Below are 24,189 nucleotides of genomic sequence, written 5' to 3'. Positions count from 1 at the left end.
CTGTATCGCATGCAGCGCTCGCTGACGGGGCTCGCGCTGACCGATGCCGGCGGCAGCCAGTCGTTTGCCGAACAGTGGCTGGCCAAGCGCGCGCAGCACGTCGATATTTGCCAGCAGATGTTCGCTGAACTGCAGGCTTTCGAGACGTTGGATCTGGCGATGTTGTCGGCCGGCATGCGCGAGCTGAGCAATCACATGCTGGCTTGAGGTGTTTGTCCGCAAACAAAAACGCGCCTGCTGGCGCGTCAGGCTGTTGATAAAGCCCCTTACTTCATCGAAGTTGGGGCTTTGTCCTTTTTTCGCGGCGATTAAAAGACCTTTCTGACGTCGATTGTCGACCATGGCGCGCGTCGATCTTTGCTACATGAAGTCTCTAACTCCATGCCATCGTTGTAACACAGGACTCGGAGGCTTTCATGCTTAGGCCATTCAAGAATCGACGCCAGCGGATCACGCTGGCCTCCGCCAACGCGCTGGTTCCCAAGAACCATTTGCTTCGTCTGCTTGATCAACACATCAATTTCGACTTCATCCTCGACGAGACCGCTCATCTGTACTCCGAGGACAATGGTCGTCCAGCCGTGGATCCCCGAATGCTGTTCAAGATCCTGTTCATCGGCTATCTCTACGGCATTCGTTCCGAACGGCAACTCATGCAGGAGATTGAGGTTAACGTCGCTTATCGTTGGTTTCTCGGGCTGTCGCTGACCGACCCGGTTCCGGATCACTCGACGATCAGCCGAAATCGCCGTTTGCGGTTTGCCGGTAGCCAGATTGAGCAGACCATTTTCGACACCATCGTCGGGCAGGCGGTCAAGCTCGGCCTGGTCGGTGGCCGGGTCTTCTATACCGACAGCACCCACCTCAAGGCCAATGCCAACAAGCGGCGTTATCAAACGCGCCAGTTACGCCAGGATACGGGCGAATATCTGGCGCAGCTCAATCAAGCGATTGACGATGACCGGAAGACGCACGGAAAAAAAGCCCTCCCTCCGGCTAAAACACAAGCGACCCCACGCACGATCAAATACAGCCCGGTGGATCCAGACGCGGGCTATTTGCGCCGGCAGGGCAAGCCGGAGGGCTTTTATTACCTGGATCACCGCACGGTGGATGGACGCCATGCGATTGTGGTTGATTGCTTTGTCACCCCGGCCAATGTCAACGACAGCGTTCCCTACCTGGCCCGCCTGGATCGGGTCCGACAGCGCTTTCGCTTTCCGGTGCGGGCGGTGGGACTGGATGCGGGCTATGCCTGCATGTCGATCTACCATGGCTTGGCCGAGCGAGAGATTTACGCCGCTATCGGCTATTGCCGTCGTCCTTCAGGTAAAGGGCTGTATCCCCGTCGCCAGTTCCACTACCTCGAGGAGCAGGACGTTTACCTCTGTCCGGCCAAACAGGTGATGAGCTACCGGACCACCGATCGCCGTGGGTTGCGCGTGTACTCGCCGGGGAAGGCCATCTGCGCGGCCTGCCCGCAGCGGGAGAAATGCACGCGCAGCCAGGAGGCGCCGCGGATCATGACCCGCCACGTGTGGCAGGGCGACAAAGACCAAGCCGAAACCTTCCGGCTCAGTGAGAGTGGCAAAGCCATTTATGCCCATCGCAAAGAAACAGTGGAGCGCAGCTTCGCCGATGCCAAATCACTCCACGGCCAGCGCTATGCCCGGCTGCGGGGGTTGGCCCAGGTGACCGGCCAATGCCTCCTGGCCGCCGCCACACAAAACATGAAGAAGATTTGCCTGTTGGTCGCCAACCGAGGTTCGACGCCTGCAGGGCTACGTCCTCGACCCGCCTGAAGGCCGTCCGTTTGCGCGGCCGCTGCGGGCGCGCCCTAGTTGGCGGGGATCATGACAACACGTAAGGAAACTTGGAAAGGCTACTGCAATGAGGTCAAATCTGAAAATTGTGTAAATGATAAAGATAAAGCCCAGAGAGACTCTGGGCTTTATCAACAGCCTGCAAACAAAACGGCCCTGTTCGGGCCGTTTTGTTTTCAGCATGCTGACAAGCCCCTCTCCGCGAAGCGGAGGCCCCCTTGCAGGGCAAGGGTGAGGGGATGGGGATTCGATGGGAGGCTGAGAATTCAGTAAGTTGTTACTAAGGCCCGGCTTTGCCGGGGCCTCCGGTATCTTTGCAAACCACAAAATAACAGCCTGCAAACAAAACGGCCCTGTTCGGGCCGTTTTGTTTTATCTCCTCGCGTAGGGGGCACTCGCCGAAGGCTGTGCGCCACAGACACTAGAGCGGGTGTGGCGCTTGCAGCTCGGTAAGCATTCTGACCGCGGGTAGTGCCGAGTGGAAAACCGCCTGTTGCAACGTTTCGATTGCCTTGCGCCGGAAGAATTGCTTGCGCGTTACCAACAGCACGCGGCGTTCCGGCACCGGCGATTTGAAGGGACGCACCGTCAATAACGGCTCGTCGGCGGCGCTGACGGAGGTGGCCGGCATGACGGTGATGCCGATGCCGCTCGCCACCATATGGCGGATGGTGTTGAGCGAGCTGCCCTGCAGCATGCCGGCCAGTCCGTGCCCTTGATTCTGGCGGCTCGCCAGCTCGCTGCAAGCCTGCAGCACCTGATCACGGAAGCAATTGCCCTGGGTCAGAAGCAGAACGCTTTGTTGCGATAGCTGGGCCGTTTCCACCGCGTCGAGCGCTTCCCACGGATGCCCTTTGGGGGTCGCCACCACGAACGGCTCGTCATACAGCGGCCAGGCAATGGTGCCCGGCTCGTCGAACGGATCCGCCACGATCACCGCGTCGACTTCGCCGCGCTTGAGCATTTCCGCCAGGCGCGCAGTGTAGTTTTCCTCGATGATCAGCGGCATATCCGGCGCCAGCGTGCGCAACGCCGGAATCAGCCGCGGCAGCAGATAGGGGCCGATGGTGAAAATGACCCCGAGCTTGAGCGGGCCGACCAGCTCGTTCTGGTGTTCGCCGGCCAGACGCTTGATGGTCTCCGCCTCTTCCAGCACGCGTTGCGCTTGCTCGACCACGCGCTCGCCGATTTCGGTCACACTGACCTCTTGGCCGCCACGCTCGAACAGCGTGACACCCAGCTCGTCTTCCAGCTTCTTGATGGCAATCGACAGCGTCGGCTGGCTGACGAAGCAGCCTTGCGCCGCGCGACCGAAGTGTCGTTCGCGCGCCACAGCGACGATGTAACGCAGTTCGGTTAGCGTCATAGCGTCTTAGCGGTTCTTTTCCGGCAATACGATGTTGACTTCCAGGACTTCGAAATTGTCCTGGCGCTCCAATTGCACCTTGATGTCGTCTTGGTTGATCGACACGTACTTGGAAATCACCTCGACCAGCTCGCGCTGCAAAGCGGGCAAGTAGTCTGGGGTGCGGCCTTCGCCGCGACCGCTGCGCTCGTGCGCCAGGATGATCTGTAGGCGTTCTCGGGCGATGTCGGCCGACTTTTGGCGTTTGCCAAAGATTCTTTCAATGAGCGTCATGCCTTAGCCCCCGAACAAGCGCTTGAGGAGACCGGCCTTCGGCGCGTCGAGGAAGCGCATCGGGCGGTCGTGCCCCAGGAAACGAGACACCACGTCGGAATAGGCTTCCGCAACGTCGGAGCCTTTCATGTGAATGGCTGGGTTGCCGGCATTGGAGGCCTGCAGCACGACCTGCGACTCGGGGATGACGCCGATGAGCGGCACGCGCAGGATTTCCTTGACGTCGTCGACCGACAACATTTCGCCCTTTTCGACGCGGCCCGGCGAGTAGCGGGTCAGCAACAGATGTTCCTTGACCGGTTCGCGGCCTTCCAACGCACGCTTCGACTTGGCGGACAGGATACCGAGGATGCGATCGGAGTCGCGCACCGACGATACCTCCGGATTGGTGACGATGAGCGCCTCGTCGGCGAAATACAGCGCCATCAGCGCGCCCTTTTCGATCCCGGCCGGCGAATCGCACACGATGTACTCGAAATTCATCTCGGCCAGCTCCTTCAGCACGAGCTCGACGCCTTCTTCGGTCAGCGCGTCCTTGTCGCGGGTTTGCGATGCCGGAAGGATGTACAGGTTGTCGCAGTTCTTGTCCTTGATCAGGGCCTGATTCAGCGTTGCTTCCTTGTTGACCACGTTGATCAGGTCGTAAACCACGCGCCGTTCGCAGCCCATGATCAAATCGAGGTTACGCAGACCGACGTCGAAATCGATAACGGCCGTCTTGTGGCCGTTGAGGGCCAGGCCGGAGGCGAAGCTCGCGCTGGAGGTGGTCTTGCCGACGCCGCCCTTGCCCGATGTCACGACAATGATTTTTGCCACGTGTAGTTCCCTATTGAATGTCGATCGGTTATTCGCCGAGCGCGGTCATGACCAAGCGCTCGTTCTCCAGGAAAATCTGGGTCGCCTTGCCGCGAATGCTGTCAGGCAGGGCTTGTTCTATGGTGCGATAGACGCCGGCGATGGAAACCAGCTCGGCTTCCATATTGCGCGCGAAGATCCGGGCCGCGGTATTGCCGCGGGCGCCGGCCAGCGCGCGACCGCGCAAAGGCGCGTACACGTGAATATCCCCGTCGGCGATGATTTCGGCGCCGGCGCTGACCATGGCCAAAACGACCAGGTTCGTGCCTTTGGCGTAAATCTGCTGGCCGGCGCGCACCGGGCGTTCGACCACCATGGTGGGCACGGCTGCCTGTTCGGCGGCCACCGCTGGGACGGGGCGGGCGGGCTCGGCGACCGGTTCCGGCTGCGCCACCGGTTTGTCAGCGCGCACGCCATCGCCCAGGTAGATCAGCGCATGCTGCGCAGCGAGCGCGGCCGTGGCCGGGTTGGCATGGCGTAAGCCGACCACGTGCAGGCCATGTTGGCGCAATAACGGCAGTAGTTGCGCCAAATCCAGGGTTTCTGGGTGTTCCAAACTATCGAGATCGATGACGAATGCTTCACCGCCCAGTGCGGCGCGTCGGGAAAATCGCTGCGACAGAGCCTTGGCCAGCGCGTCCTGATCGGTGGTGCGAGGGATCAGCGCCAACACGTCGAGGCTGGTGGACTTGATGTCGAATATATTGTTTGCTGCTTGGCTCATGATGCCTTTGGATAGATTTCTTTTATGAGCAGCAGTGTACTTGCTTGCGCAGGACCTTTCAATCTGTCCGCCAGATTCATCCGTCAGTCTTCGTTATTCTGTCGGGGGAGGGCTTGTTGCGCGGCAGCACGACCTGGCCAAAAGGGTAGCTGGCGAATGACGCGGTTTTTGTAATGATGTTGGAATGTTATTGTCGTAAAAATGATGCGTAATTAGTGAGTTGCAAGCTTGTGCGTTGCACAAAATGTTGACGACCGGTTTCCGCGTGCGTAAAGTGTCAATTGTGCGGTGCAACAATCGCAGCTTGATGTTCTCACTGCTGTTCTGTCTAACTTATGTAGGAGCTATCCATGTCGTTCAACACTCAGGAATTCTCTGCTATTGGGCAAGCGCAGTTTGACAAAGCTGTGCGTCTGTCTTCGATCGTGCTGGCCAGCGCCGAGCGCCTGGCAACACTGCAACTGGATCTGACTCGCAAGCTCCTGGCCGATCAGGCGCAAACCTTCAAGGCGTTGGCCGATGTGAAGGATCCGAAAGGCCTGGTCGAATTCCAGACTAATCTGGCCCAGCCGACCCTCGATCAGGCTTTCGCCGTAGCGCGCAACGTTTACGACGCGGCTGTTACCACGCAAAACGAACTGTCTGCCTTCATCGAAGAGCAAGTCGCCGAAAACAACAAGACGCTGATTAGCACGCTGGACCGTTTGGCCAAAAATGCGCCGGCGGGCTCCGATATCGCCGTCTCCGCGCTCAAAACCCTGGTGAATCAATCCAACGCCGCCTTTGAAAGCGTGTCCAAGACCGCGAAGAAGGTGGGCGCCGAGATCGCCGAGGCCAGCGTGCAAGCCGCTACCAATTCGGCCAAGGCCGCTTCCGCCGCCGTGGCGCGCGCCAAGAAGCCGGCTTCCGCCGCTAGCGCCTAATCGGCGTTGCATGCCAGCCAAAACCGCCTACGGGCGGTTTTTTCATGGGTGCTAGCCGGTTGCGCCGGTCATGAGTTTGCTCAGAATCGCCTGCTGCGCCTCGCTCTGCGTCAATGCCAAGACGATGAGACGCGCGAGGCTAGCCGAAAAATGCGGTTGTTGGCGCGGCGGTTGGCTGAACGCCGCCAGTTGTTGCCAGGGGTCGTCTGTCGCCGCGTCATCCGGGTATAGCGCCAGATAGCGCTGGGACAGCGCCAAGAGTTTGTCCGCCAGCGTGCGCTGCTGCAGAAAGAAGGCCCCCCAGTCCGGGGTGTGCAGCGTTTGGCCCGGCGTCGACCAACCCGCTTGGCAGGCGAGTGCGCAGGCCATGGTCAGCGCATTGAAGATTTGGGCGGCGAAACGCCCGCTGGCGGCCGGGCCGCAGGGAAGCCAGGCGCCGGCCTGCGGTGCCAAGGCATCGAACAGCGGCGTGAGTGCCGCGCGCGTATCGGTGTCGGCGCCGACGAACAAGGGAAAGCCGAATTGCTGGCCGAGCGGTTGCCAGGGGCCCGCCATCTCTGCATATCCCCAGCCGGTCCGACGGCAGTGCTCGGCACGCTGATGGCGGGTGTCGATGCTTCCGGGGCCGGTATCGACGACGATGCGGTCCGCCAGGAGGCCGGCGACGATGCCCTGCTCCGGCGAGGGGGGGGCGGCGGGCGCGACATCAAAGCCCCGGGCCGCCAGCCGGTGGGCAAACCATTGATCGCTATCCGCATTGCCAAGGACGGTGATTTTCACGGTGTTCTCGCGCGCTGAGGAACCGATCTCCAGCGTAGCAGATTCTATCTGGACCGTGCGGGCAATAAAAAAGCCGGCGCTTGGCCGGCTCGTGAGGCGTTGCGTCTTAGCCTTTGTAGTTGGCCACGCCGTTGTTCAGTTCGGCGGTGGCGTCCGCCAGCGTGCCCCAGCCTTGCACCTTGACCCACTTGCCCTTTTCCAGGTCCTTGTAGTGTTCGAAGAAGTGCACCATCTGATTGCGCAGCAGTTCCGGCAGGTCTTCCAGCTTTTGCACGCTCTTGTACATCGGGCAGAGCTTTTCGACCGGTACGGCGACGACCTTGGCATCGATGCCGGATTCGTCTTCCATCTTGATCAGACCCAGCGCGCGACAGCGTACGACCACGCCCGGCGGCAGCGGGAACGGGGTGACCACCAAGACGTCGACCGGATCGCCGTCGCCCGACAGCGTGTTGGGCACGAAGCCGTAGTTGGCCGGATAGAACATCGAAGTGCCCATGAAGCGGTCGACGAAAATGGCGCCGGAGTCCTTATCCAGCTCGTATTTGATCGGGGCGCCATTGGCGGAGATTTCGATCACTACGTTGAAGTCGTTCGTCATATCCTTGCCGGCGGGAATGTGCTTCAGGTCCATCGCGTTCAATCCTTATAAATGTGCGTTAGTCGAGTCGGACAATCACCCGATTATAGCGAAGCTTTTCCTCTCCGAGCGCATCTCGGGGGAAAAAATGCCGTCGTGGTTACGGTATAATGACCGGTCTTGCCGTGGAAAAGGATGTCCCCCGATGTTCGACAAACTGATTATCGAATTCGATAAGGGCTTGCGCACCTTGTGCGCGCCGGCACGCAGCGCGCGCGCGTACCCCGACGACGAGGTGCCCGAGGCGCCGCTGACGGAGACGCAAAAGCGGCATGCGCGGGGGCTGATGCGTGTCAATCACTGCGGCGAGATCTGTGCTCAGGCGCTGTATCAGGGGCAGGCGCTGACCGCGCGCGACGCCGCGGCGCGCGATGCGCTGCGTCAGGCGGCGCAGGAGGAAGAGGAGCATCTGGCCTGGACCGCGCGGCGCGTGCGCGAGCTTGGCGGGCGGGTCAGTCTGCTCAATCCGTTATGGTACGGCGGTTCGTTGGCCATCGGCGTGGCCGCCGGCGTACTGGGCGATAAATGGAATCTTGGTTTTTTGCAGGAGACCGAGCATCAAGTGACCGCCCATCTGGAAAGCCATTTGGACCGGTTGCCCGAGGAAGACGGCAAAAGCCGGGCCATTGTGGCGCAGATGCGTGACGACGAATGCCGTCACGCCGACATGGCGCGCGATTTCGGCGCGGCGCGGTTGCCTTTGCCGGTGCGCCAGGCGATGAAGCTCAGCGCGCGTGTGATGACGACGCTAAGCTATCGCTGGTAACGTCCGGATCGCCGCCCGAGGCGGCATGGCCGGCGAGGATTTCCTCGATCAGCATTTCGGTGGCGTGCGCATGCACGCTGTAGCGAGCCAGGATCAAATGAAAGGGCGCGCTGTAATCCAGGTCCGGTGTCGGGATGGGGCGCAACTCGCCGCGCTCTACCCAGATACGCGCGTAGTGGTCCGGCAAGTAACCGATAAATTCCCCCGACAGCAGCAAGTGCAGCGTGCCTTCCATGTGCGTCGACACGGCGCGCGATTTCATTCCCATCGATTGACACAGCGGCGTTACCGGATGGGCCTTGCCGCGGCCGGCAATCGGATATTCCAGTATCTTCTTGTTGGTGATGAGATCTGGCGAATGCAGAAAGATCGGGTGCCGGCTGGCGGCGTAGAGTCGCTGGGTCTCGGTGAACAGCAGCTGATAAGACAGCCCCGGAACCTGCTTTTCGCTCGATGCCACGCCGATATCCAGCTGCCCCTGCAGCAACAGGGTTTCGATCCGGGCGGCATCGCTGACTTCCAGGTTCAGGCTGACGTTGGGGCATTTCTGACTGAAGCGGCGCAGACATTCGTGCAACCGGCAATCGGGGTGGGTGGCGATGTTGTCGGAAAGACCGATGCGGACATGGCCGAAGGTCACGTGCTTGATGTTGCCCAGTTCGTCTTCGTACTGATCGACGAGTTTGAGCAAATTCAGCGTGGCATCGTAGACCTGGCGGCCTTCCGGCGTCAGTTGGAAGCCCTTGCGGCCGCGCTGGCATAGTTTCATGCCCAGGCGGGTTTCCAGGTCGTTCATTTTATTGCTGATGGCGGACTGGTACAGGCCGAGCTTGCGTTGTGCCGCCGAGAAGCCGCCGCTTTCCACAATGGCGACAAAAAGCCGCAGCAGGCGGATATCAAAATTGTCGAGGTGCATGGTCAACTCATGGCCTTGCTTGGCAAGACCAAATTAGAATTAACTGAATTATAGAGCAACCATGCACCTAGCCCAACATAGCGTGTGTAGTGGGTGTCGGAGTGGGGAGTCGAATGTAGCGTACGTTCGCGCAGCAACGCACGTTTCAACGCACGGTGACCAGGTTCGGGGAGCGTTCGCCCCCCGCCTCCAGGTTAGGGTGTTAATCGGCGGTCAACACCAAGCATCCCGCCACCTCGCGCAGGCGCGCGGCGTTCTTCAGGTACAACCACGACGACTGGACATCGACCGGCATCGATGCCCAACTCAGCCGGCTATCGAAAATCAGCCGGCGCACGTCGGGGTTGGGGTGGGTTTGCCGCGGTTCGCACAAGACCGAAATCAGTGTCAGTAACTGCTGCTGACGCAGACGGCGGTTTGTCGGGGTGGTGGGAAGTGCATTAACATCGTGGATAGCCATGCTCGCTCCTTGTGAGAGTGGGTTTGGTTAGCGGGCTCGGCGGTGTTTCCAGCACCCCGGGCCCGCGCCTTTGGCAATGATCCGCCTAAAGCCCCACCAGATTAGTTTGCTCACCGGAAAACGGCAATTGGGCAGCTTGTCCGTAAATTCTGAAAGTTAAAATGGCGTGGCGCAATGCCGCGCGTTGCGCGTCGATTGCACCCTACGATTTCCACTCCCGACTCCTGTTTTACAAAAACCTCAGGCCGCGCGCAGCAGCAAGGCGCCGAACAGCAAAAAGGCCGCGCCGCCGACGCGATTGAATACCCGACCGCCGCCGGCGCTAAGCCATCGCTGAGCGCGCCTGGCACAGAGCACGTAGCTGCCGTGCACCAGCACCAGCAGCGCACAGAAAGTCAGCACCAACAGCAGGAACTGCGGCAGATAGGCATGGGCGCGATTGATGAATTGCGGCAGCACCGACAGGAAGAAAAACACCGCGCCGGGATTGGAGAACTGCAACATCCAGCCTTCCAGAAACAACGTGCGCCCCGGCTTGGCCGCCGTGCCCGAGGTCGACAGCGTCATGGCCGGCGCGCGCCACAACTTGACGCCCAAATAGATCAGATAAGCCGCTCCCAGCAAGCGCACGAACAAGAACGCCGTGGCCGAGGTCGACAGCACCACGCCCACGCTGGTGGCCGAGAGCGCGGCGACGCAGAACACGCCGCAGGCGAGGCCGGCGATGCCGACGAAGGCGGGCCGCAAGCCATAGTGAAGCGCGTTGGTCAGCGATTTGAGCACGCCCGGACCCGGGCTGAGAATGGTCATGGTGGCCATCACGATGAAGATTGGATACATGCCCAACGTTGTCGCTCCTGTCGTTTGTTCAGGAGCATTGTTCCCCGGGCACGATCATACGTAAAATATAATTCAAATAACTTATCAATACGAAAAACGTATCGAAACCATGATCAATTTTCGGTTGGTCCGCCATCTGTGGTTGTTTCTGGCCGTCGCCGAAGAGCGGCATTTCGGCCGCGCCGCCAAACGGCTCGGCATGAGTCAGCCGCCGCTGACCGAACAGATTCACGTGCTGGAGAACGCGCTCAAGGTGAAGTTGTTCGAGCGCTCGCGCAAAGGAGCGCAGCTCACGCCGGTGGGGCAGGCGATTTTGCCCGCGGTGCGTCAATTGGCCGATCAGTTGGAACGGGTCGAACTGGCGGTACGCGAGGCCAAGGCCGGGCAAAGCGGCATATTGACCGTCGGCGCCATCACCTCGGTGCTGTTGGATGTGCTGCCGCCGCACATCGAGGCGTGGAAGCGCGATTTTCCCGGCATCACCGTGTCGGTGCGCGAGATCGACAGCGGCGAAGCCGTGCTCGCGCTGGAGTCGGGCGAGCTCGACTTGGCGTTTGTCCGTCTGGAAGGCTTGACCAGCAAGAAGATTCAAGTCTTGCCGTTGCATCAGGAACAGCTGGCGGTGGCGTTGCCGCGCGGCCATGCGCTGGCGGCGTTGCCGGCGGTGCCGTTATCGAGCCTGGCGGAAGAGAATTTTATTCTCTGTTCGCGCGCGCTCAATCCGGTCTATTTCGATACCTTGCTTGCCTGTTGCCGCGACAGCGGCTTCTCGCCGCGGGTATTGCACGAGGTGCGGATGATTTCCTCCCAGGTGGCGTTCGTCGGCTGCGGCCAGGGGGTGGCGCTGGTGCCGTTGGCGCAACAGAGCTTGGCGCCGGCCAACGTGGTGGTGCGGCCGCTGGCCGGCGATTTGCGCGTGGTGACCGCCGCGCTGGCATGGAACGCCGCACGCGCCAACCCGCTGGTGGAGGCCATCGCCGGTCGACTGCGCGCGGCTGGCGGCGCTACGAATTAAGCGCGAAACCGGGCGGGATCGGGATGGTGGTCGCGGCTGGCGACACCTGCCTGCCATCGAAAAACACCGCCAGCTGATTGCCGGTGTTCTGCGTGGCGGTGTAGCGCAACTGATTGAGCGTTTGGAAGATGTTCCATTCGTCGTGGCAACCGATGGCGAAATTGCTGCTGGCACGCAAGGCGAAATAGCGGATGAACTCGCGCCGGGCGTTTTGCTGCGCTTCCTGCACCTGTGCCGGCGTGGCGCCGCTGGTGCCGGCCCCCGCGTTGTAGAAGGCTTGAAAGCGCGTATCCAGCGCCAGCTTGCTGGCGAAATAGCTTTCGATACCGGCGGTGATGCTAGCTTCCTCACGGCTGAAAAAGGCGCGCACATCCGTCGGCCCGAGAAAATACACGCCGTCGAAGTCGTAGCCTAAATTGGCCGCCTGCGCGCGCGTGCCGACCTGGCCTTCGTAATCGATATACCACTCGCTGCGGGCTTGATTGGTGACCAACACCCGTGTCCACATGTACATGTAGCTCCCGCCAGACGGCACGGGTTCGAACTGGCCCGCGCTGTTTTGCGTGGGCAGATTTTCGTAACCGAGCCGGCTCAGGTAGTCGATATGCTGCGCCAATTGGCTATAGCCGGTCTGCGAGTGCAGTTGGAAATCGGCGGGGTTGAGGAAGAAGAAGCCATCGCCCCAGTCGTTGCTCAGCCGGCGATGAGTGAATTGCGCGATCTCGACGTTGGTGACCTGGAACCCGCCGGCCTCGGTGCTCACCGGCAAACTCATGTAAATCACCGATTTGCCTTCCGCGCGGGCGCGTTGGATGCGATTGCGGATCAGCTCGGTTTGCAGGTCGAATACCGGTTGCCAAACGGTTTGCCAAGTGAATTTGATCGGAAAACCGGGAACCGGCTCGCCGGTGATGGTAGGGGGCGGCGGGGAGGTGAGGTCGCTCATGCTATTCCTTTCGGTGTGGGCGTGACGAGTCGGCCGCGCGGCGGCTTGCCGTAGCCTAGTTAACCGCCGACGATTTATCAATATGCATTTTGTATATTTATGTATTTTTCATTGCGGCGGACACAATGTCATGACGTGCGCTAGCACCGTGGTCCGCTCCACGGGTTTGGCGAGGACGTCGACGGCGCCGGGGTGTTCCGACAGCCGGGGCCACTGCTCGCCCTCGAGCGCCGTCACGAAAAGAATGGGGATGGACCGGGTCGCGGCGTTTTGGTGTAGCTGCCGGCACACCTCATAGCCGTCCATGCCCGGCATGGCCACATCGAGCAAGATCAGGTCGGGAAGATGTTTCGTGGCCGCATTAAGGGCGTCCCGGCCCGAGATCGCGAACAACAGCTGGTAATGCTCGTGCAGGATTTCACGCAGCAGGTTGAGATTGGTGGGCTCGTCGTCCACCAGCAACAATTTTTTCATGGCATCGACCCTGGCTGCGAATGATTCATGCTGGATATGAGCCGTTGCACGCGGGCGGCGGCATCGTTGAAAGCGTAACCTTCGATCTCCTGGCGCAAGGCGGCCAGCTCGCTGGACGGCAGCCAGGCATCGGCGCCGTCGAGCAACGGCAGCACCGTGTCCGGATTCAAATTGTCGAGCTCGGCCAGCACCTGAGCCAGCACTTGTGTTTGCAGCGCTCTGTCGGTGGCTGGGGCCACGTCGGCGGAGGATAGCGGCGGGGGCGGCAGTTCGAGACGGGCAATGGCGTCTAGCGTGGCCTGCAGTGCCGCTTGCAATGCGGGGTAGGTATCGCGGGCCCCGGCCAGGTGATGGGATTTGAGTGCCGAGTCGATCTGGGCGGCCAACTGGTGCACCGCCGTGAGCGCCAAATTGCCGGCACTGCCTTTCAACGTGTGCATGAAAGCGCGCATGGTTTCTTGCGTGTCTCCTTGCGCCAACGCCGGGTTGATTTCCGGCGCCTTTTCGGCGAGCTGGACGGCGAACGCCTTCAGCGATTTGGCATAGCGCAGCATGTCCCCCCAACTGGCTTGCGCCTGGCTCAGGTCCGCCACCGCCATCACCGGCGTGAAGTCGATGTCCACCTTGGCGGTTGGGGCCGGCGCCGTTCCGGTGTTGGGGCGTCCGGCGCCGGGCGGCACCAGCGAGTCCATGATGTTGAGCAGGAGCTCGAAATCGATGGGCTTGGCGGCGTGGCCGTCCATGCCCGCTTCGCGGCAGTGTTCCAAATCCTCCTGCATGACGCTGGCCGTCAGCGCCAGGATCGGAATGTGCTTGCCCGTGTCTTTCTCCGCGGCGCGGATGCGTCGCGTGGCTTCCAGCCCATCCATTTCCGGCATCATGACGTCCATCAGGACCAGGTCGTAGTCGCCGGCCTGCGTGGCTTCGAACCCTTCACGGCCGTTTTTGACCCATGCCACGTCATGGCCGATGCCGCCGAGACGCAGCATGGCCAGCGTGGCGTTGGTCTCGATGTCCTCGCACAACAGGATGCGAAACAGCCTTGGCGATACGTAGGATTGCAGCGAGCGTTCCTCGGCGTCGTTGAGGCACTTCATGCCGGCCGGCGCCTCCGGCAGAACGGCGATGAAGCTGAACACGCTGCCGACGCCCTGTTCGCTTTCCGCCCAGATCCGGCCGCCCATGAGCTCGACAATCTCTTTGCAGATGGTCGTGCCGAGGCCGGTGCCGCCGAAGCGGCGGGTAGTCGAATCGTCCGCTTGGGTGAACACCTCGAAGACATGGGCCAGCTGCGTGGCGCTCATGCCGATGCCGGTGTCGTGCACGGCGATGCGCAGACTGCCCGGCGGCTCGTCGTTGTGCACCGTGACGCGCACGCGGCCGTGTTCGGTGAACTTGATCGCGTTGCTGACCAGATTGAGGATCACCTGGCGCACGCGCGTCGGGTCGCCGATGCGGCGAACGTTGACGTCGCCGTCCACCGCCAGTTCCAGCGCAAGTCCCTTCTCATACGCCTTGTGCTCGATGGTGGATAGCGCCTCTTTGATGGTATTGGCCAGATGAAAACCGATGGCCTCCAGTTTGAGCTTGCCGCTGTCGAGCTTGGAGATGTCCAGCACGTCGTTGATGATGTTCAGCAATGAACGGGCCGAATTCAGCAGCACTTCCAAATGCCGGCGCGACGTCGGCGACAAGGCCGCGTCCTGCAGCACGACTTCGGCGAAACCGATGACCGCGTTCATCGGCGTTCTGATTTCATGGCTCATATTGGCCAGAAACAGGCTTTTGCTGCGCGCTCCGGCCTCGGCCTCCTCTTTGGCTTTTTTCAGCTTGTTCTCGATTTGCTTTTGTTCGGTGATGTCGGAAATGGAGGCGACGAAAAAGTGATGGCCGTCGCCCAGTTCGGTATGGCCCATCGAGACGTTGGCCGGGAAGGTGGCGCCGTCCTGCTTTCTGGCGATGACCTCGCGCCCGCGGCCAACCACGTGCTCTTCCGCCACCGCCAGAAAGCCCTCGCAAAAACGTTGTGCGGGAAACCGATACGCCTCGATCAGCGTGCCGATGTGCTGGCCGATCATGTCGTCGCGCGACCAGCCGAACAGTATTTCTGCGGCGGGGTTGAATAGGCGGATGATGCCGTTCTCGTCGATGGTGATGATGCCGTTGATGGCGGCGCGCACGATGGCGCTGACCTCGGCGGTGGCGAAGGACACCAGTTCCTCCAGGTGGTCGCGGTGCTTGCGCAACTCGGTTTCCACCGCCTTGTATTCCGTCATGTCCACCATGATCTTGACGAACAGCGGTTCGCCGCCGATATCCATGCCGCCGACGGTCAGGTGGATCGGCAGCGTGGAACCGTCTTTGCGTACGCAGATAATTTCCCGCCCTTCGCCGATCACCGTCGGCTGGGTTTCCCCTGGTTTACGCTCCGCCAGATAGCGCTCCAGATATTTGCGGTGTTCGTTCTGATACGGTTCGGCGAACAGCAGACAAATGTTTTGACCAATCAGCTCGTCGCAAGGGTATTTGAATAACCGTTCGGTGGCGGGATTGGCCGACAGGATGGCGCCGTGCGCGTCGGTGGTGACGATGGGGCTGACGGCGGTGTCGAGGATGGCGCGGGTGGTTTGCAGGCTTTGCACGAACGCGCGCTCGGTTTCCTTCAATCTCGACGTATCGGTAATGATGCCGACGAACATGCGGTTGCCGCCCACCTCCATTTCGCCCACGCTCAAATGGATCGGCACTTTGGCGCCGTCCTTCGTTTGCGCCGTGACCTCGCGGCCAGCGCCGATCACCCGCGGGTTCCCCTCGTGCAGATAGCGCGACAGATAGCCGTCGTGCTCGTCGCGATAAGGCGTTGGCATCAGCATTTTGACGTTTTTACCGATGACCTCGGCGCTGGCATAGCCGAACAGCTTTTCGGCGGCGGGATTGAACGAGCAAATCTCCCCGACTCGGCTGATGGTGATGATGGGGTTGACCGCGGTGTCGAGGATGGCGCGGGTGAGTTCGGCGCTGGCGGCGTAGCTCTGTTCGGCGGCGCGCTGCTTGGAGATGTCGGCGATGATGCCGACGAACATGCGCCCGCTGGCGACCTTCATTTCCCCGACCGACAGGTGGATCGGAAACACCGATTGATCCTTGCGCCGAGCCAGTACTTCGCGGCCTTGGCCGATCACGCGCGGATTGCCTTCGCGCAAGTAGCGCGCCAGATAGCCGTCGTGCTCCTCCTGATAGGGGGAGGGCATCAGCATCTTGACGTTCTGCCCGATCACCTCGCGGGCTTCATAACCGAAGAGCCGCACCGCCGCCGGGTTGAACGAGCGCACGATGCCGCCGGGGTCGATGGTGATGATGGGGTTGACCGCGGTGTCGAGAATGGCTCGCGTCACCTCGAGGCTTTGGGCGAGGTCGGCTTCGACCGTTTTGAGCTCCGACAGATCGACGATCGAGCCGACGAAAAAGCGCTGCTCACCGAAACGCACCTCGTTGATGGCGAGCCAGACCGGAAAAATCGAGCCGTCCTTGCGCCGGCCTCGCACCTCGCGCCCCTTGCCGATGATGTGCGCCTGGCCGGTCTGCGTGTAGCGCGCCAGATAGCCGTCATGCTCCTCGCGGTACGGCGTCGGCATCAGCACGTTGACGTTGCGGCCGATCACCTCGGCGGACGCGTAGCCGAACAGCCGTTCGGCGACCGCGTCGAACGCCTTGACGATTCCTTGCTCGTCGATGGTGATGATGCCGACTGAGCTGGTGGCTGATTTTTCCATTTCCGACATGACCGGCCCCCTGTTTGCAAACCCAATGTCATTCATTGTTGATAACAATTCTCAAAATAGCTAACTAAAATAGGGTTGGCCCTAGGTAGCATGCGTTCGCGAAGCAACGCACGACTTTATGCCGGTTACGTAGAAGGAATAGAGATGTCAGCAGCGCGCAATCGCTGGCCGCGATGGTCCAAAGGATGGGCTGTGGTGAGCTGGGCCGTTTTCTCTCTGATCGTGCTTCTGCTGGCCGCGGTGATCGTTCGTCCGGCCCGGCTGCAGGAAATGCGTGTGTTTGGCCTGCTGACGCTGCTCGCCGCCATCGGCGGCCTGCTCGTCGCGGTGTTCCTGCGTCAGTGGCGCGCGCTGCGGGATCAGCAGCGCGAGCTGGCCGCGATTGTCGGCAGCGCGCAAGAGGCCATCATCGGCCATTTGACGGATGGCACCGTGACCAGTTGGAATCCGATGGCGGCCAAGTTGTTCGGTTTTTCCGCCGAGGCGGCGCTGGGCCGCCGGATGGCGGACTTGATCGTGCCGGCGGAAGAGTGGGGCCAAACCGCGGACTGGTACGCGCGGGCGGCCGGCGGGCAGGCGGTGCCGCTGCGCGAAACACGCTGGCGGCATCGCGACGGCCGTTCGCTGGACGTGATGGTCAGTGTCGCCCGCGTGCGCACCGGCGCGGCGGGCGAGGTCCGGTTGGCCGACATCATTTGCGATATTTCCCAGCGCAAAGCCGACGAGGCGCGGGTGGCGCAAGTCAACGCGCTGTTGCAGCAACAAATGGAGCACGAGCTGCTGAGCGCGCGCGACCACCTGAGCATTGCCACCGAGGTCGCCGAGCTCGGTGTTTGGCAGTGGCATCTGGACGATGACAGCGTGGTGTGGAATGGCCGCATGTTCGAACTCTACGGCTATCCGCCGTCGCCCTATGCCGCCAGGGTGAGCCGCGAGTATTGGCGCGCGCGCGTGCACCCGGACGATCTCCCCGCCGCCGAGGCGGCGCTCAACGCCGCCTTGGCCGGCGGCGCCCACTACGCGCCCGTTTACCGTTTGCGGCTGCCCGATGGCCGTACGCGTGTGATCCAGGCCGCGGCGCGCGTCGAGCGCGATGTGCACGGCCAGCCGCTGCGGGTCATCGGCATCAACCGCGACATCACCGCCCAGCGCGAGTACGAGGACACGCTCGATGCCGCGCGCGAGCTCGCGGAGTCGGCCAATCGCGCCAAGGCGGCGTTTTTGTCCAATATGAGCCATGAGATCCGCACGCCGATGAACGCCATTCTCGGCCTGGCCTTTCTCTTGGAGGCGGCCGAATTGCCGAGCAGTGAAAGGGACGTGGTGCGCAAGATCCGCGTCGCCGGCCGTTCGCTGCTGGGTATCATCAACGACATCCTCGACTTTTCCAAAATCGAGGCCGGCAACCTGACACTGGAGCAGGCGCCATTCAGTCTCAGCGATCTTTTGGACAATCTGTCGACCATCATGACCGCCAACGCGAGCAACAAGGATATCGAGTTGGTGATCCGTTCGCCTGCGCCCGCCATCGACCGCTTGGTGGGCGACGCGCTGCGCTTGGAACAAATTTTGATCAACCTGACCGGCAACGCGATCAAATTCACCCAGCAGGGCTTCGTCGAGGTGTCGATTTGGCCGCAACGCATCGACGATACCGAGGTGACGTTGCAGTTTGCCGTCACGGACAGCGGCATCGGCATCGCGCCGGAGAAGCAGGCGGCGCTGTTCCGGCCCTTTATCCAGGTCGACGATTCCACCACGCGGCATTTTGGCGGTACGGGACTGGGCCTGGCCATCAGCCGGCGGCTGGTCGAGATGATGGGCGGGCGGATCGTGTTGCGCAGCGAGGAGGGCGTTGGCAGCACGTTTTCGTTCGCGGTCACGTTGGCGCGCGAGACGCCGGGCACGTCGGCCCAGGCGGAACTGCAACGCCTGAATGTGTTTATCGCCGACGACAATGCCATCGCGCTCAACGCGCTCACCTTCGCTGCCGAGGGTTTGGGCTGGCGCGCCGCCGTCACGTCGTCCGGGCGTCAGGCGTTGGCGGCGTTGAAAGCGCGCTCCAACATCGACGTCGTGATCCTCGACTGGAAGATGCCGGATCTATCCGGCTTGGCGGTGGCGAAATCCTACCGCGAAGCGCGCGAGGGCCTCGGCGCGCCGATCCTCCTCATGGCGACCGCTTTTTCGCGCGAGGCCTTGCTGGCCGACCCCGATGCCGCGCTGATCGACGGCGTCGTGACCAAGCCGGTGACGCCTTCCTGCCTCTACAACGCGGTGGCCAGGGCGATACAGCAGCGCCAGGGACAAAGCGCGCCGCCAGCTCTTGCCGGCGAGGCTGGCGAGCGCCTGGCCGGCGTCCGTCTCTTGGTGGTCGACGATAGCGACATCAACCAGGACGTGGCCCTGCGGATTTTTCGGTACGAGGGCGCCGAGGTGCTCACGGCCGGCAATGGCCAAGAAGCGCTGGATTGGCTGCAACAACATGACGGCGAAGTTGATTTGGTGCTGATGGACATTCAAATGCCGGTCATGGACGGTTACGAGGCCGCGCGACGCATCCGCCAACTGCCTGGCGCGGACAAGCTGCCGATCGTCGCGTTGACCGCGGGCGCGTTCCAGTCGCAACGCGACGCGGCTCAGGCCGCCGGCATGAACGATTACATCGCCAAGCCGTTCGACGTCGACGTGGCCGTGACCATTATTCGCCGCCTGTGCGGCAAGGAAGCGCTGCCGCCGGCATTCACGAGGCCGGCTATCGCGCCGCCCGAGCCGGTGCAAGGCGTGATCGCCATGGCGCGCGGCTTGGCGATCTGGCGCGAGACCGCGGTCTATCAGCAATACTTGCGCAAATTCGCCCGCGATTACCGCGAGGTTGCCCCGCGCATCGCCCATAGCAATGTCGCGGACGCCAAAATTCTCACCCACAAACTCAAGGGGGTGGCGGGCAACCTGGCACTCGTCGGCGTCGAAACCGCCGCCCGGGTGCTGGACAGCCAATTGGCCGCCGGTCCGCCATCGGCCGATGCGGTAAGCGATCTCGTTCAGGCGATGGATGCCGCGCTGGCGGCGATCGATTCGTATGCCGGGCAAGAGGCGGCGCGGGCGGACCCCGGCGTGCGGCTGCCGCGAGAGCAATTGGTCGAGCTATTCAACAGTTTATTGACCGCGCTGGAGACCGATGACGTCGACCGGATCGAATCGCGGCTGAAGCCGCTGGTGGCGCACTTGGCGGCGGTCGATACGGCTGCGTTGCGGGCCGCCGTGGAGGATTTCGATTTTCGCGGCGCGGAGCAAGCGGTGCTCGGTTTGATGCACCAGTACTTCCCTATCGAGGAGCGCCGGACATGATCAGCTATCCGATTTTGGTCGCCGACGACGAACCGCACAATCTGGCCGCCTTGCGGCAGATCCTGTCGCCGACCTACCCGCTGGTGTTCGCCCGCAGCGGCCAAGAGACGTTGCTTGCCGTGGCAAAGCATCAGCCGGTGCTCATTTTGCTCGACGTCAGCATGCCGGACATGGACGGTTACCAAGTCTGTCGGACGTTGAAAGCCGCCGCGGCGACGGAAGGCATTCCGATCATCTTCGTCACCTCGCTCGCCGAGGCCAGCGACGAAGCCTACGGGTTCGATGTCGGGGCGGTCGATTACATCGTCAAACCGGTCAACGCCGCTGTGGTCCACGCGCGCGTCAAAACCCATCTGTCGCTGGTGCGGGCCACCGTTTTGGAAAAAAGCTACCGCGCCGCCATCTCCATGCTGGGGTTGGCCGGCCACTACAACGACAACGATACCGGCGCGCATATCTGGCGCATGGCGGCGTTTTCGGTGGCGATCGCCCGCAGCGTGGGCTGGACGGACGACGATTGCCATCTGCTGGAGATGGCGGCGCCGATGCATGACACCGGCAAGATCGGCATTCCCGACGTGATCTTGAAGAAGCCCGGCAAATTGACCGACGAGGAGTGGGTGGTAATGCGCAGCCACGCCCAAATCGGTTACGACATCCTGAGCCGCAGCGACGCGCCGATTTTTCAGCTCGCGGCCGAGGTGGCGCTGAGCCATCACGAGAAATGGGATGGCAGCGGCTATCCCCATGGCGCCCGGGGCGAGGCAATTCCCGCTTCGGCCCGGATCGTCGCCATCGCCGACGTGTTCGACGCGCTCACCATGGCGCGGCCCTACAAGGCGGCCTGGACCGAGCAAGAGGCCATCGCCCATATGCGAGCCGGGCGCGGCGCGCATTTCGACCCGGCGCTGCTCGACGCTTTTTTCGACATCATGCCCGCCATCGCCGACATTAAACACGTGTGGGACGAAACCGAACGCCGCGACGGACAGAACGCTTTGCCCTAGTGTGCCGGGTGGGGTTAGACATTTGCGTGGAAAGATCGAATAATTCAGTCAGTAAGTATATTTTTCCTTTGCCATGCGCTCATCCGAACCGCTTGTTTTGCCCGACGACCAGCAACTGACCCCCAAAGACCACAACCTGGCTTTCGATGGTTTTCAATATGTTTACCCGGTGGTATCCCGGCGCGCCGGCGGCGTGTCGGTCGGCGTCAACCTGAGCCCCAACAACGCCTGCAACTGGCGTTGCGTCTATTGCCAAGTGCCGCAGTTGCAGCGCGGCGCGCCGACGCCGGTCGACCTCGCGCAATTGGAGGCCGAGCTGGCCGCCATGTTGCGCGAGATTCTGCAGGGTGACTTCATGCGCCATCACGTCGCGCCTGACATGCGCCGCTTGAGCGACATCGCGCTGGCCGGTAACGGCGAACCCACGCTGTCGCCGCAGTTTGCCGACGCGGTCGACACGGTGCTGCGTCAGGTGGATGCGTTCGGTTTGCGCGGACGGCTGCGGATCGTGTTGATCACCAACGGCAGTCAGATGCACCGGGAACCGGTTCGGGACGCCTTGCGGCGCCTGGCCGCCGCCGGCGGCGAAGTATGGTTCAAGATCGACCGCGGCAGCACTGAGGCGATCCACCGCGTCAACCAGGTGCGGTTGACGCCCGAGCGGCTGCGCCTGCAGGTGGCGCGCGCGGTGGCGTGCTGCCCGACCTGGATCCAGACCTGCATGTTCTGCCTCAACGGCGCGCTGCCCGACGAGGCGGAGCTCGATGCTTACCTCGATCTGGTCGGCGGCCTGCCTGGCATTCAGGGAGTGCTGCTCTATGGCATTGCCCGGCCGCCAATGCAGGAGGAGGGCAAGCAGGTCGCCCCCGCGAGCGACGCGTGGATGCGGCGGCTGGCCGACCGCATGCGCGCGCGGGGTTTAGCCGTGCAGCTCTATTGCTGAAGGCCGGCGTCGGATCAATGCGGTTCCGGCTCCGGCATCAGCGACGAGTGGTGGCTGGTGATCAGCCACTGCTTGCCGTCCCAGGCGTAGGTGAACGTATAGCGCGCATGGGCGATGCTGCCGTCGCCGAAGCGGAAGGTATACAGCCCGCTGTCGAGCGCCGAGTTGCAGCCGATGTCGATAAAGCGCAAATCAATCTGCCCCACCGGTTTCTTGGCCAGGAAGTGCTCGAAGTAGTCGATCTTGTCTTCCGGGGTCAGCCGCGGCTTGTTGGACAGCGTCGGCAGCAGGATCGAGCGTTGCGCGTAGTTGGCCACCACCCGCGCCGGGTCGCCGGTTTGCAGCGAACCATTCCAGCGGTCGAACAGGCCGGCGATCTCGGTGGGATTCGTCGGTTTGCAGTCATCGGCGTAGGCGAGCGGGGCGGCGGCGGAGAGCAGTAACGACAAGGCAAGCCATAGTGCTTTCATTTTTCATTCCTCCTCTAGATGGGATAGCCGATCTTGGCGCAGAGCGGCAGGGCCATGCGGACAGGCCTTAGAATCTCTAACAAAAGCACCGGCCAGGCATCCGCCCGAGTTTTGTAGCGTGCATTCGCCGCAGGCAATGCACGTCTTGCGCGAGTCCTCAGGCCGTGCGTTGCTTCGCGAACGCACGCTACCCAACCACGGAATGTGTTCTGTTAGAGGTTCTTAGTAAGACTAGGAAAGAATGCAAAATGTGAAAACTTATGGCGCCTCGTTATCCCAGGGTGCTAGCGCCTCGGCCAGCGCGTCGAGGAAATAACGTACCTTGGCTGGCATCAGCCGCCGGCCGGGCAACAGCGCGTAGACGCGCGTCGGGGCGATGGCGTAGTCCGGCAGCAACGGAAGGATGCGGCCGCTGGCCACTGCCTCTTGACTATAGGTGGCGGAGAGCAGCCCGACACCCAGCCCGGCGGCCACCGCGCGCAGGCGCATGCCGACGTTGGCCGCGCGCAGCGGCCCGGCCAGACGCAGCTCGGCGATCTCTCCCGCCGGCCCTTGCAACTGCCATACCGGCTCGTCGGGGCTCATGACCGCCGGCCAGCTGGCGAGCTCGGACGGCGTGCGCGGCACCCCGTAGCGCGCCACCAGCGCCGGCGCGGCATACAACCCGCGCTCGATGCTGTAGAGGCGGCGCGCCACTTGGTTCGAATCGGGCAGCGGTCCGGTCTGGACGCGGAACACGATGTCGTAGTCGTCATTGCGCGGGTCGATCTGGCTGGAGGTCAGGTCGATCTCGGCCTCCAGCCCGGGAAAGCGCAGCAGCATGTCGTTGAGCACGTCCCCCAGTCGCATGACGCCGAGTTCGTACGGCGCGGCAATGCGCAGCACCCCTTGCGGCCGGTCCGGCTGCGCGACCGCGCCAAGCAATTGATCTTCCAACCGTTCGGCCAGCTGCGCGGTCTGGTCGTACAACTGTGCGCCGGCATCGGTCAGCCGCAGGCTGCGCGTGCTGCGTTCGAACAGCCGCCCGCCGAGCTGGGTTTCCAGCCGCGCCACCGCGCGGCTGACCGAGGTTTTCGGCATCGCCAGCCGCTCGCTGGCTTGGGTGAAGCTCCTCAGCCGCGCCACCGCCAAAAACACGCGCAAATCGTCCAGGCTCATTGTGTCAATTTCGGGATAATGAAAACCATTGTAGCGGCAGATTAAACCATATTCATTCCGTATGATAAAAGCCAAGTTATTAACGACGGAATCCCATGGTTCACTTTGTCGCGCGCCGGCGGCGCCAATGGTTCGGCTTGGTGGCCGGCCTGGCGACCAGCATGGATTTTCTCAACAACGCCACGGTCAACTTCGCCGAGTCGGCGATCCGGGGCGGTTTGGGCGTGTCCTCCGGCGAATTCCTCTGGGTGCTGACCGCGTACGCCGTCGCCGGGGCAATCGGCATCGCGCTGTTGGAGCGCTTGAACCGCGTCATGCACCCGCGCGATCTTTTGCTCGGCGGCATGGCGCTGTTCGTCATCGGCGCGCTTTGCGCGTCGTTGGCCGAGACGCTGCCGCAGCTGATCGCCGCGCGCGTGATTCAGGGCTTGGGGGGCGGGCCGCTGCTGACCTGCTGTCGCGTGCTGGTGCAGCTGGCGGTACCGCCAGAGCGCCGGCCGCGCCAGCTGCGGGGCTTCATGACCGGCCTGTTCCTGTTTTCCGCGCCAGGGTCTTGGCTTGCCGCGCTGTTGATCGAATCGGGCGATTGGCACGCGCTGTTCGTGTTGCACGCCGCCGCCGGCGCGTTGGTGTGGCTGGCGGTCTGGGCCGTGCTGCCCAGAGGACCTCACGCGACG

Annotated in this window: 23 protein-coding genes; 9 read left to right on the top strand and 14 right to left on the bottom strand. The window is 62.3% G+C overall.

Features of this window, described 5'->3' with window-relative positions:
• Positions 1 to 207: hypothetical protein (locus tag JOZ06_RS16235; protein WP_293228400.1), on the top strand; the 207-nt coding region annotated here is incomplete at its 5' end.
• A 209-nt stretch (positions 208 to 416) separates the two neighbouring features.
• Entirely contained in the window at positions 417 to 1,802 is a 1,386-nt protein-coding gene (locus JOZ06_RS16230) for an IS1182 family transposase (protein WP_293234296.1), read from the top strand.
• A 442-nt stretch (positions 1,803 to 2,244) separates the two neighbouring features.
• On the opposite strand, the gene JOZ06_RS16225 is transcribed toward JOZ06_RS16230, so the two are convergent.
• Genes JOZ06_RS16225 through minC form a run of 4 tightly spaced genes read right to left on the bottom strand, consistent with a single transcriptional unit; the run spans position 2,245 to position 5,041 of the window.
• The gene (locus JOZ06_RS16225) at positions 2,245 to 3,189 is read right to left on the bottom strand and encodes a LysR substrate-binding domain-containing protein (RefSeq protein ID WP_293234294.1); all 945 of its coding nucleotides are present in this window, start codon (positions 3,187 to 3,189) and stop codon (positions 2,245 to 2,247) included.
• Between the two features lie 6 nt (positions 3,190 to 3,195).
• On the bottom strand, positions 3,196 to 3,462 hold the full coding sequence (gene minE / locus JOZ06_RS16220; RefSeq protein WP_293234292.1) for a cell division topological specificity factor MinE: 267 nt from the start codon (positions 3,460 to 3,462) through the stop codon (positions 3,196 to 3,198).
• 3 nt (positions 3,463 to 3,465) lie between these two features.
• Complete coding sequence (gene minD, locus JOZ06_RS16215; protein ID WP_293234290.1) at positions 3,466 to 4,278, bottom strand: septum site-determining protein MinD; 813 nt, start codon at positions 4,276 to 4,278, stop codon at positions 3,466 to 3,468.
• A gap of 28 nt (positions 4,279 to 4,306) precedes the next feature.
• Positions 4,307 to 5,041 (bottom strand): septum site-determining protein MinC, encoded by a 735-nt coding sequence (gene minC / locus JOZ06_RS16210; protein WP_293234288.1) that lies wholly within the window; start codon positions 5,039 to 5,041, stop codon positions 4,307 to 4,309.
• 350 nt (positions 5,042 to 5,391) lie between these two features.
• Between minC and JOZ06_RS16205 the strand changes: the two genes are divergently transcribed.
• Entirely contained in the window at positions 5,392 to 5,964 is a 573-nt protein-coding gene (locus JOZ06_RS16205; protein WP_293234286.1) for a phasin family protein, read from the top strand.
• 51 nt (positions 5,965 to 6,015) lie between these two features.
• Here JOZ06_RS16205 and JOZ06_RS16200 read toward each other — a convergent pair whose 3' ends face one another.
• Entirely contained in the window at positions 6,016 to 6,744 is a 729-nt protein-coding gene (locus JOZ06_RS16200; RefSeq protein WP_293234284.1) for a 6-phosphogluconate dehydrogenase, read from the bottom strand.
• A gap of 106 nt (positions 6,745 to 6,850) precedes the next feature.
• The gene (ppa, locus tag JOZ06_RS16195; protein WP_293234282.1) at positions 6,851 to 7,378 is read right to left on the bottom strand and encodes an inorganic diphosphatase; all 528 of its coding nucleotides are present in this window, start codon (positions 7,376 to 7,378) and stop codon (positions 6,851 to 6,853) included.
• Between the two features lie 151 nt (positions 7,379 to 7,529).
• Between ppa and coq7 the strand changes: the two genes are divergently transcribed.
• The gene (gene coq7, locus JOZ06_RS16190; RefSeq protein WP_293234280.1) at positions 7,530 to 8,150 is read left to right on the top strand and encodes a 2-polyprenyl-3-methyl-6-methoxy-1,4-benzoquinone monooxygenase; all 621 of its coding nucleotides are present in this window, start codon (positions 7,530 to 7,532) and stop codon (positions 8,148 to 8,150) included.
• Here the strand turns inward: coq7 and JOZ06_RS16185 are convergent.
• The 3 genes from JOZ06_RS16185 to JOZ06_RS16175 all read right to left on the bottom strand — a co-directional run bounded on the left by JOZ06_RS16185 (position 8,110) and on the right by JOZ06_RS16175 (position 10,366).
• On the bottom strand, positions 8,110 to 9,066 hold the full coding sequence (locus JOZ06_RS16185) for a LysR family transcriptional regulator (protein WP_293234278.1): 957 nt from the start codon (positions 9,064 to 9,066) through the stop codon (positions 8,110 to 8,112). The two genes, coq7 and JOZ06_RS16185, sit on opposite strands and share 41 nt — an antisense overlap.
• Positions 9,067 to 9,268: 202 nt before the next feature.
• Positions 9,269 to 9,526, bottom strand: a complete 258-nt coding sequence (locus JOZ06_RS16180; protein ID WP_293234276.1) for a hypothetical protein — start codon at positions 9,524 to 9,526, stop codon at positions 9,269 to 9,271.
• A gap of 240 nt (positions 9,527 to 9,766) precedes the next feature.
• The gene (locus JOZ06_RS16175) at positions 9,767 to 10,366 is read right to left on the bottom strand and encodes a LysE family translocator (protein ID WP_293234298.1); all 600 of its coding nucleotides are present in this window, start codon (positions 10,364 to 10,366) and stop codon (positions 9,767 to 9,769) included.
• Between the two features lie 109 nt (positions 10,367 to 10,475).
• Here JOZ06_RS16175 and JOZ06_RS16170 point away from each other — a divergent pair, with 109 nt between their 5' ends.
• Positions 10,476 to 11,381 (top strand): LysR substrate-binding domain-containing protein, encoded by a 906-nt coding sequence (locus JOZ06_RS16170; RefSeq protein ID WP_293234274.1) that lies wholly within the window; start codon positions 10,476 to 10,478, stop codon positions 11,379 to 11,381.
• On the opposite strand, the gene JOZ06_RS16165 is transcribed toward JOZ06_RS16170, so the two are convergent.
• The 3 genes from JOZ06_RS16165 to JOZ06_RS16155 form a co-directional block, all read right to left on the bottom strand.
• Complete coding sequence (locus JOZ06_RS16165; protein ID WP_293234272.1) at positions 11,371 to 12,327, bottom strand: hypothetical protein; 957 nt, start codon at positions 12,325 to 12,327, stop codon at positions 11,371 to 11,373. The two genes, JOZ06_RS16170 and JOZ06_RS16165, sit on opposite strands and share 11 nt — an antisense overlap.
• A gap of 108 nt (positions 12,328 to 12,435) precedes the next feature.
• Entirely contained in the window at positions 12,436 to 12,801 is a 366-nt protein-coding gene (locus JOZ06_RS16160; RefSeq protein WP_293234270.1) for a response regulator, read from the bottom strand.
• On the bottom strand, positions 12,798 to 16,583 hold the full coding sequence (locus tag JOZ06_RS16155) for a PAS domain S-box protein (protein ID WP_293234268.1): 3,786 nt from the start codon (positions 16,581 to 16,583) through the stop codon (positions 12,798 to 12,800). The genes JOZ06_RS16160 and JOZ06_RS16155 overlap by 4 nt, the downstream gene beginning before the upstream one ends.
• A 195-nt stretch (positions 16,584 to 16,778) precedes the next feature.
• Between JOZ06_RS16155 and JOZ06_RS16150 the strand changes: the two genes are divergently transcribed.
• The 3 genes from JOZ06_RS16150 (at position 16,779) to JOZ06_RS16140 (ending at position 21,884) form a co-directional block, all read left to right on the top strand.
• Positions 16,779 to 19,934, top strand: a complete 3,156-nt coding sequence (locus JOZ06_RS16150) for a response regulator (protein WP_293234266.1) — start codon at positions 16,779 to 16,781, stop codon at positions 19,932 to 19,934.
• Entirely contained in the window at positions 19,931 to 20,941 is a 1,011-nt protein-coding gene (locus JOZ06_RS16145; protein ID WP_293234264.1) for an HD domain-containing phosphohydrolase, read from the top strand. Before JOZ06_RS16150 ends, JOZ06_RS16145 begins: the two co-directional genes overlap by 4 nt.
• Before the next feature lie 73 nt (positions 20,942 to 21,014).
• Positions 21,015 to 21,884 carry a radical SAM protein gene (locus JOZ06_RS16140; RefSeq protein ID WP_293234262.1) on the top strand — a complete coding sequence of 290 codons (870 nt, stop codon included), beginning with the start codon at positions 21,015 to 21,017 and terminating at the stop codon, positions 21,882 to 21,884.
• A 14-nt stretch (positions 21,885 to 21,898) separates the two neighbouring features.
• On the opposite strand, the gene JOZ06_RS16135 is transcribed toward JOZ06_RS16140, so the two are convergent.
• On the bottom strand, positions 21,899 to 22,354 hold the full coding sequence (locus JOZ06_RS16135) for a DUF4440 domain-containing protein (protein ID WP_293234260.1): 456 nt from the start codon (positions 22,352 to 22,354) through the stop codon (positions 21,899 to 21,901).
• 258 nt (positions 22,355 to 22,612) lie between these two features.
• Positions 22,613 to 23,512 carry a LysR family transcriptional regulator gene (locus JOZ06_RS16130; RefSeq protein ID WP_293234258.1) on the bottom strand — a complete coding sequence of 300 codons (900 nt, stop codon included), beginning with the start codon at positions 23,510 to 23,512 and terminating at the stop codon, positions 22,613 to 22,615.
• A gap of 95 nt (positions 23,513 to 23,607) precedes the next feature.
• On the opposite strand from JOZ06_RS16130, the gene JOZ06_RS16125 reads away from it, so the two are divergent.
• Positions 23,608 to 24,189, top strand: a 582-nt coding sequence (locus JOZ06_RS16125; RefSeq protein ID WP_293234256.1) for an MFS transporter, incomplete at its 3' end; no start/stop codon positions are given.

This window comes from Paludibacterium sp., from assembly GCF_019232825.1.
GTDB lineage: Bacteria > Pseudomonadota > Gammaproteobacteria > Burkholderiales > Chromobacteriaceae > Paludibacterium.
The sequence above is the reverse complement of the archived record's forward strand: the minus strand, read 5'-3'. Positions and strand labels throughout refer to the sequence as shown.